General features: G+C 31.3%; 10 protein-coding genes. 8 read left to right on the forward strand and 2 right to left on the reverse strand.

Going from position 1 to position 16983, the window contains the following annotated elements; genetic code table 11:
* Positions 1-4 precede the first annotated feature (4 nt).
* Positions 5-1024 carry a selenide, water dikinase SelD gene (gene selD / locus HMPREF2852_RS03595; protein ID WP_070605966.1) on the reverse strand — a complete coding sequence of 340 codons (1020 nt, stop codon included), beginning with the start codon at positions 1022-1024 and terminating at the stop codon, positions 5-7.
* A 255-nt stretch (positions 1025-1279) separates the two neighbouring features.
* On the opposite strand from selD, the gene dpaL reads away from it, so the two are divergent.
* The 7 genes from dpaL (at position 1280) to HMPREF2852_RS03630 (ending at position 12862) form a co-directional block, all read left to right on the forward strand.
* Positions 1280-2524 (forward strand): diaminopropionate ammonia-lyase, encoded by a 1245-nt coding sequence (gene dpaL / locus HMPREF2852_RS03600; protein ID WP_070605967.1) that lies wholly within the window; start codon positions 1280-1282, stop codon positions 2522-2524.
* Between the two features lie 12 nt (positions 2525-2536).
* Complete coding sequence (gene ygeW / locus HMPREF2852_RS03605) at positions 2537-3751, forward strand: knotted carbamoyltransferase YgeW (RefSeq protein WP_004839385.1); 1215 nt, start codon at positions 2537-2539, stop codon at positions 3749-3751.
* Between the two features lie 28 nt (positions 3752-3779).
* Positions 3780-5099, forward strand: a complete 1320-nt coding sequence (locus HMPREF2852_RS03610) for a YgeY family selenium metabolism-linked hydrolase (RefSeq protein ID WP_083306963.1) — start codon at positions 3780-3782, stop codon at positions 5097-5099.
* Between the two features lie 301 nt (positions 5100-5400).
* Positions 5401-8436: a putative selenate reductase subunit YgfK gene (ygfK, locus tag HMPREF2852_RS03615; protein WP_070605968.1), complete on the forward strand. Its 3036-nt coding sequence runs from the start codon at positions 5401-5403 to the stop codon at positions 8434-8436.
* A 9-nt stretch (positions 8437-8445) separates the two neighbouring features.
* On the forward strand, positions 8446-9768 hold the full coding sequence (gene ssnA, locus HMPREF2852_RS03620) for a putative aminohydrolase SsnA (protein WP_070605969.1): 1323 nt from the start codon (positions 8446-8448) through the stop codon (positions 9766-9768).
* 206 nt (positions 9769-9974) lie between these two features.
* On the forward strand, positions 9975-11354 hold the full coding sequence (locus HMPREF2852_RS03625; protein WP_070605970.1) for a uracil-xanthine permease family protein: 1380 nt from the start codon (positions 9975-9977) through the stop codon (positions 11352-11354).
* 101 nt (positions 11355-11455) lie between these two features.
* The gene (locus tag HMPREF2852_RS03630; protein ID WP_070605971.1) at positions 11456-12862 is read left to right on the forward strand and encodes a uracil-xanthine permease family protein; all 1407 of its coding nucleotides are present in this window, start codon (positions 11456-11458) and stop codon (positions 12860-12862) included.
* A 91-nt stretch (positions 12863-12953) separates the two neighbouring features.
* On the opposite strand, the gene HMPREF2852_RS03635 is transcribed toward HMPREF2852_RS03630, so the two are convergent.
* Entirely contained in the window at positions 12954-14192 is a 1239-nt protein-coding gene (locus tag HMPREF2852_RS03635; RefSeq protein ID WP_070605972.1) for an MFS transporter, read from the reverse strand.
* A 466-nt stretch (positions 14193-14658) separates the two neighbouring features.
* Between HMPREF2852_RS03635 and xdhA the strand changes: the two genes are divergently transcribed.
* The gene (gene xdhA, locus HMPREF2852_RS03640) at positions 14659-16974 is read left to right on the forward strand and encodes a xanthine dehydrogenase subunit XdhA (RefSeq protein ID WP_070605973.1); all 2316 of its coding nucleotides are present in this window, start codon (positions 14659-14661) and stop codon (positions 16972-16974) included.
* Positions 16975-16983 lie beyond the last annotated feature (9 nt).

A 16983-nucleotide genomic window follows, 5' to 3' on the forward strand; every position in this document is an offset into this window, starting at 1 on the left:
CTTTTTATTCTATAAATATTGATTTATCATATTTTTTACTTATTTGACCTACAATTTTTGCATCTATCTTGTTTCTCCTTAATTCTTCCAAGGCATCTTTTGCATCATCCTTATTAATACTTACCAAAAGTCCTCCAGATGTTTGAGGATCGTATAAAACTTCCTCAAGAGCAAAGTCATCAACAAGAAATTCCACCATATTTTCCATGTGCATCCTATTTCTTTGTCCTCCCTTGGTAAAAACAAATTCGCTTGCAGCTTTTTTTGCTCCATCAAGGATTGGAATATTTTTAGAATCAATTATGGCAGAATATTTATCGTCAAGCATTTCCGACAAGTGCCCCATAAAAGAAAAACCGGTAACATCAGTAGCTGAGCTTATCCTATATTTTTCCAAAATCTCCTTGGCATATTTATTTAAAAATATCATAGAAGAAATGGCCTTATCCATCTCCTCTTGACTAAGAATATCAATCCCGTAGGCGTTTGTAACTAAAGTTACACCCAAAGGCTTGGTTAAAATCAAAATATCTTTTTCATTTGGCGTATTATTTTTCCAAACTTTATCAATATCGACTTTTCCCGTTACAGAAAGTCCGTATTTTATTTTTGGATCATGAATTGAATGACCGCCTACAAGAGATGCACCAGCTTCTATAACCTTGCTTGCACCTCCTTGGAGAATTTTTTTCAAAATATTTATATTTTCATCTTCAGGAAACAAAACAATATTTAGCCCACAAATTGGTTCGGCTCCCATAGCATAAATATCTGATAGGGCATTTGCCGCAGCGATTTGTCCAAAAATATATGGGTCAGAAACCATCGGCGGGAAAAAATCTAGGGTAGATACAATTCCATTATTTTTATCAACTCTTACAAGAGCACAATCGTCCATGGTATCGTATCCAATCAAAACATCATCTCTTTTAAAATTTTTAATAGAAGATAAAGTTTCGCCTAGACTTTCTTGGGGGATTTTCGCATTACAACCCCCACAAACTTCTAGTTCTATATTAGACATATCTTCCTTCTTTCTATAAATTATTGATTTTTAAAGAATATATTTAAATTATACTATAGGAAAAATTTAATGAAAGAAAAAATTTAAATAGAAATTTTTCAAAAAAATTTCGTAGCAAAATAAAAATTTAAAATAGAAAAATATTAAAAAATAAAAATTTAAAAAATTTTTTGAAAACATTTTTAAAAAAGTCTTGCTTTTTGATGTGTGATATGTTACTATAATACCAGAAGAAGTTCTAGAAAGGAGAAAAGATTGAAAGAGAGTTTTAATATAGTTTTAAATGAAAGAAATTTGGAAGATTTAGCTGATTTAAGTTTTATTAATGAAGAAGAATCTTCAAAAGCTCAAAAATTTCATGCGAGCTTTCCCCAATATTCTGTAACACCATTAAAAAGATTAAACAATCTTGCAGATTTATTTGGTGTGGAGGATATATTTGTCAAAGACGAGTCATTAAGATTTGGTCTCAATGCTTTTAAAGTTTTGGGAGGATCTTATGCTATGGCAAAATACATAGCCCAAAAACTTGATATGGATTTAGATGATCTACCTTATGAGAAATTGATTTCTCCTGAAATCAAAGAAAAATTAGGCAAGGTAACTTTTATTACAGCAACTGATGGAAATCATGGTAGAGGAGTTGCTTGGACAAGCCAACAATTAGAACAAGATTGTGTGGTTTTGATGCCTGATGGATCAGCTCTTGAAAGAAGAGATAATATCAGAAAAACTGGCGCTAAATGTGACATTATGGATGGACTTAACTACGATGCTTGCGTAAGACTTGCCAATAAATATGCTGAAGAAAAAGGCTATATTATGGTTCAAGATACAGCTTGGGAAGGATATGAAGAAATTCCTACATGGATTATTCAAGGATATTCAACTCTTGCAAAAGAAGCATCTGATCAATTAAAAGAAGCAGGCAAAAAACCAACTCACATATTCTTACAAGCAGGAGTGGGCTCTTTTGCAACTGGAGTAACAGGATTTTTCTCAGACGAATTTAAGGGAAGTGAGAAACCTTTTATAGGACTAATCGAACCAGAAAAAGCAAATTGTAACTACCTAACAGCAAAAATAAACGATGGCAAAATCCACAACGTTGAAGGCGAAATGAATACAATCATGGCAGGACTTGCTTGTGGAGAACCAGTTACTGTTGGATACCCAATTTTAAAATCTTACGTTGACGCATTTTTATCAGTTCCAGATAGTTCGGCTGCAAGAGGAATGAGAATTTTGGGAAATCCAATTGGAGAAGATGAGAGAGTTATATCTGGAGAATCTGGAGCAGCAACTGTTGGAGCTGTTAGTGAAATTTTACAAAGAGAAGATTTAAAAGATATAAAAGAAAAATTAAAATTAGATGAAAATTCAGTAATTTTATTTATCTCAACAGAAGGAGATACAGACTTCGAACACTACAGAAAAGTAGTTTGGGATGGATATTATACAAACGATGAAAAATTTGAATATAAAAAAATAATTAGATAGGAGAAAAAATTAATGACACAAGATATTAACAAATTATTAGAAAAATTAGAAGGCTTAGATTTTGAAAACTTATACCACGATGACTTTTTCCACACATGGGATAAATCACAAGATGAACTTGAAGCAATCTTTACAGTAGCTGATACATTAAGAGCAATGAGAGAAAAAAATATTTCTCCAAAAATCTTTGACTCAGGACTTGCTATTTCATTATTTAGAGATAATTCAACAAGAACAAGATTTTCATACGCATCAGCTGCAAATATGCTAGGACTTGAAGTTCAAGACTTAGACGAAGGAAAATCACAACAAGCTCACGGTGAAACTGTAAAAGAAACAGCTAACATGATTTCATTTATGGCTGATACAGTTGGAATAAGAGATGATATGTATATAGGCAAAGGCTACAAATATATGAAAGACTTTGCTGAATATGTACAAGAAGGATATGATCACGGAGTTCTTGAACAAAGACCACACCTTGTAAATCTTCAATGCGATATTGACCATCCAACTCAAGCTATGGCAGATTTACTTCACGTTATTCACGAATTTGGTGGAATTGAAAATCTTAAAGGCAAAAAAGTTGCTATGACTTGGGCTTATTCTCCATCTTATGGTAAACCACTTTCAGTTCCTCAAGGAATTTCAGGTTTATTTACAAGATTTGGAATGGATGTAGTTTTAGCTCATCCAGAAGGATACGAAATAATGCCAGAAGTTGAAGAAATTGCAGAAGAAAATGCTAAAAAATACGGCGGAAGCTTTACAAAAACAAATTCAATGGAAGAAGCTTTCAAAGATGCTGATATAGTTTATCCAAAATCTTGGGCACCATTTGCAGCTATGGAAGAAAGAACAGACCTTTATGCAAAAGGAGATCAAAAAGGAATTGATGAGCTTGAACAAAGACTTCTTGAACAAAACAAAGAACACATGGATTGGGCTTGTACAGAAGAAATGATGAAACTTACAAAAGATGGTAAAGCTTTATACATGCACTGTCTTCCAGCAGATATAACAGGACTTTCATGTGAAGATGGAGAAGTTGATGAATCTGTATTTGATAGATATAGAGATCCACTTTACAAAGAAGCAAGCTTTAAACCATATATAATTGCTGCAATGATATTCTTACAAAAAGTTAAAGATCCTAAAGCTACAATTGAAAAATTAATTGAAGCTAACAAAGAAAGATTAGTTGACAAAGAAGACGAAAATAAATAAGAATTTTAAAATTTAAAAGGAGATTTAAATGACAGAAATTAATTATGATTTAGTAAAAGAAACTGCTCAAAATTATTCAGAAGATATGAATGCTTTCTTGAGAGATTTAATCTTAAAACATGGAGAATCTTGCGAAGAAGGCGATAAATCAAAAAGAATAAAAGAAGAAATGGAAAAACTAGGCTTTAATAAGGCTTGGATTGATGGTCAAGGAAATGTACTTGGCGAAATGGGTACAGGCGAAAAACAAATCGCATTTGATGGTCACATTGACACAGTAGGAATTGGAAATATTGATAACTGGGAATTTGATCCATACGAAGGATTTGAAGATGAAAATTTAATCGGTGGTCGTGGTGGCTCAGACCAATTAGGTGGAATCGTATCAGCAGTTTACGGCGCAAAAATCATGAAAGATTTAGGATTCTTAAATGATAAATATAGAGTTTTAGTTACAGGAACAGTTCAAGAAGAAGACTGTGATGGAAACTGCTGGTTATATATGATTGAAGAAGAAGGAATCAGACCAGAATTTGTAGTTTCAACAGAACCAACAGACGGTGGAATCTACAGAGGACAAAGAGGAAGAATGGAAATTCGTGTAGAAGTTAAAGGTGTTTCTTGCCACGGTTCAGCTCCAGAAAGAGGAGATAACGCAATTTATAAAATGGCAAAAATCCTTAATGAAATCGAACAATTAAACGAAAATCCAGCAGACGATTCAGTAGAAATAAAAGGTCTTGTAAAAATGCTTGACGAAAAATACAATCCTGAATACAAAGAAGCAAACTTCTTAGGACGTGGAACAGTTACAACAAGCCAAATTTTCTATACTTCTCCATCAAGATGTGCAGTTGCAGATTCTTGTGCAATTTCACTTGATAGAAGAATGACAGCTGGAGAAACATGGGAGTCTTGCATAAAAGAAATTGAAGATTTACCATCAGCTAAAAAATTCGGCGCAAAAGTTACAATGTATGATTACGAAAGACCATCATGGACTGGCGTAAGCAAAAAACAAGAATGCTATTTCCCAACATGGGTAATTCCTAAAGATCACGAAGTAACAAAAGCATTAGAAAGAGCATACAAGGGTCTTTATGGAGATAAGAGAATAGCTCCAAATGTAGAAAAAGAAATTGAAAAGAGAAAAGATTTACCATTAACAGACAAATGGACATTCTCAACAAACGGTGTTGCTATAATGGGAAGACACAATATTCCAGTAATAGGATTTGGACCAGGAGCAGAAGATCAAGCTCACGCACCAAACGAAGTTACATTCAAACAAGACTTAGTAACTTGTGCAGCAACATACGCAGTTCTTCCACTTGAATATATAAAATAAATTAAAAATATCAAGAAAGGTTTAAGCCTTTCTTGATATAAATTTTATAGATTTTTATAAATTTGACTTTTAAATAGCAAAATAATAATCAGTTTTTATAAAAATAAAATAAGTCATTTGCACTTTCTTGGCGGAAGACTTCCTTATAAAAATTGCTTATTTAAAAATATACTAGAAAAATTAAAAAGAGAGGGAAGTTCTCCTACCCTCATCTTTGTAAATTTTTCAAAAAAATTATAGAAAAAGAAAACGCTATTTTGGTCGGTTTGATAAATAAAAACCCATAAAAAAGGAGTAAAAAATGAGTGAATTTATGAGACCTATACCTTTTAAAGACCTAATGAATTGGGCTTTGGAAGAATATAAGAATGAAGGTTCTATTTTTGGAATTAAAAAAGAAAAATTCTACAAAAATGAATCAGGAAAAATGTTAAAAACTGTTTTTGGAGATGAGATTTCATCAGCAGTAGGCCCTGCAGCAGGTCCTCAATCTCAACTTGCCCAAAATATTCTAGCCTCCTATCTTGCAGGAGCAAGATTTATTGAATTAAAAACAGTTCAAAAACTTGATGGAGTAGATATACAAAAAGCTGTTGCAAAGCCATGCATAAATTCGGAAGATGAATGTTATAACTGTGAATGGTCAACAGAGCTTACAGTAAAAGAAGCTTACAATGAATATGTAAAAGCATATTTTGCAATTATTGCTTTGGCAAAAGAATTAAATATTTCTGATAAAAAAGATTTTGCTTACAATATGTCAGTAGGTTATGATCTTGAAGGAATAAAATCTGAAAAAATTGATACATACATTGAAAATTTAAGAAATGCTAAAGACACAGAAGTATTTAAAGAATGTAAATTATATCTTGAAGAAAATATCGATAAATTTTCAAAATTTGATAAAAAAGATTTAGAAAAAATCAGCACAAATATTTGTGATTCTATAACACTTTCAACCCTTCACGGTTGTCCTGCAGAAGAAATTGAAAAAATTGCATCATATCTAATAGATGAAAAGAAAATATCTACATTTATAAAATGTAATCCAACTATGTTAGGTTATGAATATGCAAGAAAAACTCTTGATGATATGGGCTTTGATTATATTTCTTTTACAGATTTCCATTTCAAAGATGACCTTCAATACGAAGATGCAGTTGTTATGATTGAAAGATTATTAGATCTTGCAAAGAAAAATGATCTTGCCTTTGGTGTAAAGCTTACAAATACTTTCCCAGTTGATGTAAAAAGAAATGAACTTCCAGCAGAAGAAATGTATATGTCAGGAAGAGCTCTTCTTCCATTAACTATTTCTATGGCAGCTATGCTTTCAGAAAAATTTGATGGCAAACTTCCAATGTCATATTCTGGTGGTGCTGATGCTAGAAATATTAAAGAAATTTTTGAAGCTTTAGGTCAACCAATTACAGTTGCAACAACAATTCTTAAACCAGGTGGATATTTAAGATTTAACCAATTGGCAAAAGAAACTGAGGATTTATTAAGTGATAAACTTCACGATGTTGATGTAGAAAAAACTGTAAAACTTAGAGATAAAATCATAAACGAATGGGTTAATAATAAATTATACAGAGAAAAAGTTGGATCAAGAAAAACAAATTCAACTCTTCCACTTACAGATTGCTACAAGGCTCCTTGTAAAGATGGTGGCTGTCCTATCCAACAACAAATTCCTGAATATTTGCAATTAGTTGCTGAATGTGAATACGATAAGGCGATTGAAGTTATTGCGATGGACAATACAGCACCAACAATTCTTGGAAAACTTTGTGCACATTATTGCCAAGATCATTGTACAAGAGTTGACTATGAAAAGAGCCTTCAAATAAGAGATATGAAACTTATAGCAGCTGATAAGGCTCAAGATAAGTTTGTAGAAAATATTAAAGAATCAGAAATAAAATCAGACAAAAAAGTTCTTGTTATAGGAGCAGGTCCTGGTGGAATTGCTGTAGCATCTTATCTAAGAAGAAATGGAATGGACGTTACAGTAAGAGAAAAATTATCAAAACCTTACGGAATTGTAAGCCATGTTATTCCTAAATTTAGAATTTCTGATGAACAAATCGAAAGAGATTACCAAATTGCTGTAAAACAAGGCGTAAAATTTGTTTTTGATTCTGAAGTAACAGAATCTTACGAAGAATTGAAAAAAGATTATGATTATATAATTGCAGCAACAGGTGCTTGGGAGAAGGGAAGATCTCCAGTAAAAGAAGGAAGCGAAAATATCCTTGATGCTCTTGATTTCTTGTGGGATGTAAGAATGAATGGCAAGGCAAATGTTGGTAAAAAAGTTGCAGTTGTAGGTGCAGGAGATGTAGCTATGGATTGTACAAGAACTGCAGCAAGACTTGATGGAGTTGAAAGCGTAGCCTTAGTTTATAGAAGAACAGAAGCTTACATGCCTGCAACTCAAGAAGAAGTAAATGATGTAAAAGAAGAAGGACACAAAATTTATGAATTAGTAGCTCCTTATTCTTATGACGGAAAAGTTTTAAAATGTGAAAAAATGGAGCTTGGGGAATTTGATGAATCTGGAAGAAGATCAATCAATTCAACAGGAGAAAAACTTGATCTTGAATTTGATACAGTAATTGGTGCAACAGGTGCAAGAGTTGATACAAGCGCATTCAAAGAAAATAATATTAATTTAGATGATTGGGGCAATGTAAAAACTACAGAAAATTACGAAACAAATATCGACAATGTTTATGTAATTGGAGATTGTAGAGCTGGAGCAAGCACTATTGTAAAAGCAATGGGAGAAGCAAAAGCAGTTTGTCTTGATATTTTAGCAAAAGAAAATCTAGAAAATGATTTTGAAAAATTTGAAGTTAAAGAACAAAACAAAATAATTTTTGAAAAAAGAGGAAGACTTCAAGAAAAAATCCAAGGCAAAAATGAAGGATACAGATGTTTAAAATGTAATCAAATTTGTGAAATGTGTACAGAAGTTTGTCCAAACAGAGCAAACGTAGCAATAAAAGTTGATGGATTTGAAAATCTTCATCAAATAATCCACTTAGATGGAATGTGTAATGAATGTGGAAACTGTGGATTCTATTGCCCACATGCAGGACGTCCTTACAAAGATAAACTTACAGTATTTTGGACAAAAGAAGACTTTGATGATTCAACAAATACAGGTTTCTTAAAAGATGGTAATAAATATTTAGTTAGACTTGAAAATGGCAAAGTAATTGAAACAGAAAACTTAGACGATTTGTCAGAAAATATGCAAAAATTAATAAAAGCTATCGAAGAAAACTATGCTTACTATATAAAGCCAAGTGAAATTTTAAATTCATAAGGAGATAAGATGATATTATCAAATTGCCTAATAATTACAAACGATGAAAATAATAATTTTTATGAAAACGGCGCAGTTTTAATCAAGGACAAATTAATAGAAGATGTTGGAGAAAATCAGGATATTTTAAAAAAATATCCTGATGAAGAAGTAATTGATTTAAAAGGAAAACTTCTTATGCCAGGAATGATTTGTGCTCACTCACATATTTATTCAGCTTACGCAAGAGGAATGGCAGTTTCAAAACCAACAGATAATTTTTTTAATGTCTTAGAAAATTTGTGGTGGTCTCTTGATAGGGAACTTACAACAGAAGATGTAAGATTAAATGCCCTAACAACTTATATGGAATCAATAGCAAATGGAGTTACAACAGTAATTGACCACCATTCAGGACCAAATTCTGTAGAAAATTCTCTATTTACTCTTGGAGAAGCTGCAAAAGAAGTAGGAATTAGAACAAATCTTTGCTACGAACTTTCAGATCGTGATGGAGCTGAAATTAGAGATAAAGAAATAAAAGAAAACGTAGATTGGATTAAATATTCTCAAAAAGAAAATGATGATATGCTAAGAGGATTATTTGGACTTCACGCATCTTTTACTCTTTCAGATGAGTCATTAGAAAAAGCACTTGCTGCAATGGATGGAGTTTATAACGGTTTCCATGTTCACGTAGCAGAAGGAATCGAAGACCAATGGGATTGTCAAAGAAAATATGGCAAAAGAATTGTAGAAAGACTAAATGATTTTGGCATAATAAATGAAAATTCCTTAGCTATCCACTGCGTTCATATAAACGGAAGAGAAATGGATATATTAAAGAAAAATAATACTCCAGTAATTTTCAATCCAGAATCAAATATGAACAATGCAGTAGGAGTTCCTCCAGTAAATAGATTTTTTGAAAAAGGATTAAAAGTAGGAATAGGAACAGATGCCTATACAAACGATATGTTTGAATCAATGAAAGTTGCAAATATAATCCAAGCTCACAATACCCAAGATCCAACAAAAGGATTTGGAGAAACCTTGGAAATGCAATTTAAAAATAACCCTGACATAGTTTCACATTTCCTAAACAATGAAGTAGGAAGAATTAAAAAGGGAGCTTATGCAGATTTAATTACAATAAATTACGATCCATACACACCAATTAACAAAGACAATTGGGGTGGACATAGCCTATTTGGTCTAACAGGAAGACTTGTAAACGATACAATTATAAATGGAAAATTTGTAATGAAAGATAAAATAATTACAACAGTCGACCAAGCCAAAATCCATGCAGATTCAAGACAAAGAGCTGCAAAAGTTTGGAAAAATCTTTAAAATTTATTAAGCTAGTTTATTTTTAAACTAGCTTAATAAATAAAATTCTTATTTAAATATTTTATGAACTTATTTTTAAAATATAAGAAAAAATTTTTTTATTAATTTATTTGTTTAAATTATAAGTAAATGTATCATATTATTGGAGTTTAAAAAATTCTAATATAGGATATAGAAAAAATTTATATCAAAAAAAAGGAGATGAGATGGGAAAAAAAGAAAAAAAAGAAAAAAACACAAACACGTCCTTGTTTGACATGGATGCAAATCCGAGTTTTAAAAGGAGTTTGCCAATAGCCCTCCAACATTTATTAGCAATGATAGTAGGTAATACACTTCCGGCAATCGTTCTTACAGGACAGTTAGCGAATACAGAATTTGCAGTATCAGCTCAAGATGCAGTTTATTTAATTCAAGCTGGAATGTTTGTAGCAGCAATCGCGACATTTTTGCAATTATATCCAGTTTTTAAAGTTGGGGCAAAACTTCCAGTAATTATGGGAGTAAGTTTTGCCTATATTCCAGTTTTAACATCAATAGGTTTAAAATATGGATTGGGAGCAGTTTATGGAGCTCAATTGGTCGGTGGTGTCGTAGCATTTATAGTTGGAATGAACATAAAAAGAATTTATAAATTCTTCCCACCAATGGTTTCAGGAACAGTAGTTTTAACAATTGGACTTTCACTTTATTCAGTAGCCTTAAATTATATGGCAGGAGGAAATGGAAATCCTAACCAAGGAGATTTGGTTTATTGGGGTGTAGCATTTTTAACTTTAGCAGTAACTCTTTGCTGTAATATGTTTGGAAAAGGAATTATAAAACTTGCAGCTATTTTAATAGGAATTGGCGTTGGCTATGTTGCATCAATATTTTTTGGAATAGTTAATTTTGATGGAGTTAAAGAAGCAGCTTGGATAACTCTACCAAGAATTATGCCATTTAAATTAGAATTTCCAATTGATGCAGTAATTACAATGTCAGTAATGTTTGTTGTAAATTCAATTCAAGCTGTAGGAGATTTATCTTCAACAACAGCTGGAGGACTTAATAGAGTCCCAACAGCAGATGAGCTTGAAGGAGGAATTAAAGCAAACGGACTTGCTTCAGTGATTGGTTCATTGATTGGTGGAATGCCAACAGCAACTTACAGCCAAAACGTAGGAATAGTTTCGCTAACAAAAGTTGTTGCAAGAAAAGTTTTTGCAATCACAGCAAGCCTTATTCTTGTTGCAGGATTTATTCCAAAATTTGGAGCTTTGATGCTTTCAGTTCCACAAGCAGTTATTGGTGGTGCAACAATTACAGTTTTTGCACAAATAACAATGAGCGGAATGAAATTAATAATGTCAGACGAAATGAGCTCAAGAAATGTAACAATAGTAGGTCTTGGAATAGCACTTGGAATGGGAATTGTTCAATTAGGCGATCAAGCTTTATCACAATTTCCAGAATGGTTTAGAATGGTATTTACATCATCACCTGTAGTTTTAGCAACTTTAGTAGTTTTCTTACTAAATATAATAATGCCAAAGAAAACTATAGCAGAAGAAGAAGCTGAAAGAAAGGCGATGGATGATAAATAAAAATAATTTTGTTTTAAAAATAAAATTATTATAAGGGGAGTTTTAAAATAGCTCCCTTCCTTACGGAAAAAAAATAAAAATAAAAGAGAAGGAAAATTTTTATGGAAAAAGAAAAAAAATTTAGCGGACTTTTTAGTTTCGACGGAGAGGTAACTACAAAAGAGGCGTTGCCACTTGCCTTTCAACACGTTGTAGCAATGATTGCAAGTTGTATTACACCACCAATAATGCTTGCAGGAGCAAGTGGACTTTCACCAAAAGATACAATGATTTTAATTCAAATTGCCCTTATAGGCTCAGCACTTACAACTTTATTGATGATTTATCCAATTAAAATTATAGGATCAAGACTTCCTATGATATTTGGGGTTTCATTTGCGTATGTACCTACAATGATTGGACTTGCCAATCAATTTGGAGCTCGAGGCCCTGTTGAAGTTGTTGCCATAGTATTGGGAGCGCAAATCGTTGGTGGAATTTGTTCAATACTTTTTGGACTAGGATTAAAATACATAATGCCACTTTTCCCACCACTTGTTTCAGGAACAGTAGTTTTAGTAATAGGACTTTCACTTTATCCTGTAGCTATGAATTATATGGGAGGAGCAGGAAGCGTAGAAGTTGCAGGCTGGGGAGCTTGGCAAAATTGGTTAGTCGGAGGAATAACTTTAATATTAGGACTTGGATTTACACATTTTGGAAAAGGAATGTTTAAACTTGCAAATGTATTATTTGCTATGATTATTGGATTCATAGTATCAATGTTTTTTGGAATGGTAGATTTTTCTCCAGTAAAAGAAGCAGGTTGGATTTCAGTTGTAGAACCATTTCACTTTGGAATTGCTTTTGAGCCATCAGCAATAATTTCAATTACAATTATTTTTATAGTAACAGCAATTGAAGGAATAGGAGATATGACTTCAACAACAGTAGGTGGTATGGATAGGATTCCTACACCAAAAGAATTAAGAGGTGGAATTGTTGGATATGGTGTTGCAAACTTAGTTGGAGCGATTTTTGGATGTCTTCCAACAGCTACATTTTCACAAAATGCAGGAATAGTTTCAATAAATAAGGTAGTAAATAAAAAAGTATTTACTCTCGCATCTTTGATAATTTTAGTATCAGGACTTGTTCCAAAATTATCATCAATTCTTACAACAATTCCTTATCCAGTTTTGGGAGGAGCAACACTTTCAATTTTTGCTGCTATAACAATGAACGGAATTAGAATGATCGCAAGCCAACCTCTAAGTGGAAGAAATACTTCAATAGTTGGAGTTTCTGTAGCTCTTGGTGTTGGATTTACTACAGTAGTTGCAAGCGCACAAAATGCTGGCGTTTTCTTTATGCCAGAAGAATTAACAGTAGCAATCGGATCATCACCAGTTGTACTTGCAGCAATTTCTGCAGTTTTAATGAACTTAATTATTCCAGAAAAAGAAGAAGATAAAGCAAAAGAAGATTCTTTAGCAAATCTTGAACTAGAAGAATTAGAAGAAGAATAAAATTTAAAAAGCTTAAAATTTATAATAAAATAAAAGAAAAGTCTATAATATTGCGTTAAATATTTTACGCAATATTATGGACTTTTTTAAATTACTCTAATTTATCATTTTTTAAATTAATTTTAAATAAAGAAGGAATACCAATTGTAAATAATAATAAAAAGATTCCAGCTCCTACAAAAACTATATATACTGATATTATTTCAAATAAGTATCCAAATAATAACATACTTAGTGGCAAAGACACTTGAGTTAATGTGTTTAATATACTAAAAACCCTTCCTTGAAATTCTTGAGGGATATTTAGTATAGACCAGCTTGACAGAAGTATATTACATATAGTAATTGAAATACCGATTATTAAGAAATATCCTGCCAATATAATAGACCAAATATTTTTAGTTAATTCTAATGTTAATAACAAACCTAACACAAAAGTTACTAAAGATATTAAGCTTATAGAATTTCTAGCAATATTTAAAGTTTTTTGGGATTTAATTTTTGATGAAATTAATGAACCTAATAATAAACCTATAGCCAAAATACTATCATTTAAAGCATAATTTTTGCTTGATAAATTTAAAATTTTTATTTCAACAAATGGTAAACCTATATTGACAATACCAAGAATAAAGTTTACTACTAAAACAAAAGCTAAACCAAATACAATTTTTTTGTATTTAAATATAAAATCAATCCCCTCTTTAAACAAAAGTAGTAAGCTTTGACTTTCATTAACTTCTTTCTTTGTATTTTTATTGAAATCAACTTTCCAATAGATTACTAATACTAATAATTCCATAAACATTTCTATAAGTAAAATTCCAATTAGTGCAAATTTATCAATAATAAATATTGCTATAATGGGAGATAAAACCATACTTACTGCTTGAATTATTTGTAGATGAGCTCTAAACGATTGAATATCCTCTTCATCAACTATATTAATAGTAGAAGAATTTAAGCTTGTAGATAGGATTTGATCGGAAAGTTTTAAAATTATTAACAGACCTATAATATGTATATATTCTATCTCTATTTTTCTACTTGTTATAATAAATAAAAACAGGGAGATAGCACTAAGAAATTGAGAAAATCTAATAATTCTATTTTTATTGTATTTATCAATTGCACTTCCTAAAATAGGCAATAAAAAAATTGCCACTAAAGGTCCTATAATTTGAGAAAGGCTATAAAAAAATATAGAACAATTTAATTTTTTTAAAATATAAAGCCCAAGTACAAAAGAAAGTATGCTACTTCCTAGTTGACCGATAGAGTTTCCTAAAAGAAGTAGCAACTTTGAAAAATTTTTATTTTTTTGATTCAAGATATAATAACCTCTCTTTTTTAAGTTTGCATTAATAAATTTGTTTTTGTATAAGAAATTCTATGTCATAATAATGACGAAATTGATTTTTATCAAACTAAATTATCTAATAATTTCTCATAGCAATATAAATTAAGCATACCTTAGAATGAGTATTATATCAAAAATAATTATAATTATTTTTTAAGAGCATAAAAGAAAAATTTGTTAATGACGGCTTATTAAAGATTATAAAATCAGATTTATATAAATGGAAAGTTCATTAAAAAATTTAAAAATTCTAAATTTTATTAATTCTAAAATATTGTTTGAAAAAATTTTGAAAATTATTTTTGATTTAACTAAAAATTTGCGAAAAAACCTTGAAAACGATTAGTATTTTGTGGTAATATATTATATACAAAATACAATAGTAATGTAAATGTACATAAATTAAAAATGCTTTGAAACATTTTAGGAGGTTAAAATGTATGTAGGAAAAAGTGTTAAAAGAGTAGATGCGTACGATAAAGTAACTGGTCATGCAAAATATACAGAAGACCTTATTATGAAGGGAGCTTATGTTGCTAAAGTTTTGCATTCAACAATCGGTCATGGAAAGGTTATCTCAATTGATACTAAAAAGGCTGAAGAGGTTGAGGGAGTTGTAAAAATTATTACTTGTTTTGATGTTCCAAAACATACTTTCCCAACTGCAGGTCACCCTTGGTCAACTGACAAAAGCCACCAAGATGTTGCTGATAGAAGATTATTAAATGAACATGTTAGATATTATGGCGACGATGTGGCTGTTGTTATTGCAGAAAATGAAGTTTCTGCAAGTCAGGCTTTGAAATTAATTGAAGTTGAATATGAAGAATATGAAGTTGTTTTGGATCCTATTGAATCAATGAATAATGGATTAAGACCAATTCACGATGAATTTCCTGATAATATTATAGGTCATACTAAAAATCATAGGGGAAATTATGAAGAGGCTATAAAAGAAGAAGGTCTTACAAAAGTTGAAGGCTGGTACGAAACTCCAATCGTTCAACATTCTCATATTGAAAACGGAATTGCTTGTGCTTATGAAGAGCAAGGAAAAATTGTTGTTATTGCTTCAACTCAAATCCCTCACATTGTAAGACGTGTTTGCGGTCAAGCTTTGGGAATTGGCTGGGGAAAAATTAGAATCGTAAAACCATATATTGGTGGAGGTTTTGGTAACAAGCAAGATGCTTTGTATGAACCATTAACAGCTTACCTTACAACTCAAGTTGGCGGTCATCCTGTAAAACTTGATACATCAAGAGAAGAAACTTTTGTTTCAACAAGAACAAGACACTCACAAAAACTTCATATTATTTCTTATGTAAGAGCTGACGGAACTTTTGCTGCAAGAAAATTGGAATTATTTTCTAACAATGGTGCTTATGCATCTCACGGTCATTCAATAGCTGCAAAGGGAACAAATTGTTTCCATCAATTATATCCTTGCGATAATACTCAAGCTGATGGTTATACTGTTTATACAAACCTTCCAACAGCAGGAGCTATGAGAGGATATGGAATTCCACAAACTATGTTTGCTTTTGAATCTCATCTTGATGATGTTGCAAAAGTTATGAATATGGATCCTTTGGAATTGAGAATTCAAAATATAATGCCAAAAGGATTTGTTGATGGTTTCTCAAGAAATGAAAATTATTATGATTCATTTAGAGAAGCGATGGCAGTTGGTAGAAAAGCAATTGACTATGATAAAAAGAAAGAAGAATATAAAAATCAAACTGGAAATATAAGAAGAGGAATAGGACTTGCAACATTTTGGTATAATACAGCAGTTTATCCAATTTCTCTAGAATCTTCTTCTTGTAGAATGGTTTTAAACCAAGACGGTTCAGTACAAATGCAACTTGGAGAAACTGAAATTGGACAAGGTGGAGATACAGCATTTTCACAAATGGCAGCAGATGCTATTGGTGTAAAAATGGAAGATGTTCATATAGTTTCTACACAAGATACAGATGTAACTCCATTTGGTTTGGGAGCTTATGCTTCAAGACAAACTTTTGTTTCAAGTTTTTCTATTACAAATACTGCTAGAGTATTTAAAGAAAAAATATTAGATAGGGCAAGTAAAATTTTGGAATATACTCCACACAATCTTGATCTTGTTGATAGTATGATAATAAATAAAATAACTAACAAGCCATTAATGTCTTTAGGAGAACTTGCTACAGAAGCCTTGTATAATACTCGTGATAGTGAACATATTTCTGCTGAAGAAACTTATACAATAAGAAATAATGCTTTCTCATTTGGTTGTTCATTTGCAGAAGTTGAAGTTGATATTTCACTTGGAAAAGTTAAACTTTTAAGACTTGTTAATGTTCACGATTGTGGTAGACTTATAAATCCTAGACTTGCTGAAGCTCAAGCTCACGGTGGAATGAGTATGGCAGTAGGTTATGCTTTATCAGAAGAATTAAAATATAATGATAAGGGACAAATTTTAAATAATAACCTTCTTGATTATAAATTATCAACAACAATGGATCATCCACACTTTGAAGTTTACTTTATAGAAAATCCATCACCAGTTTCACCATTTAATACAAAATCACTTGGTGAACCACCAACTTGTTCTCCAGCTCCAGCAATAAGAAATGCAATTTTAAATGCAACAGGAGTACAAGTTAATAAATGTCCAATGACACCACACGTTTTGTTCCCACTTTTCAAAGAAGCTGGACTAATTGAAAATGATTACGAACAAGATATGGAATATGATGCTTAAAGGAGAAAA

The organism is Anaerococcus sp. HMSC065G05 (genome assembly GCF_001812365.1).
In the GTDB taxonomy this organism is placed as follows: Bacteria; Bacillota; Clostridia; order Tissierellales; family Peptoniphilaceae; genus Anaerococcus; species Anaerococcus vaginalis.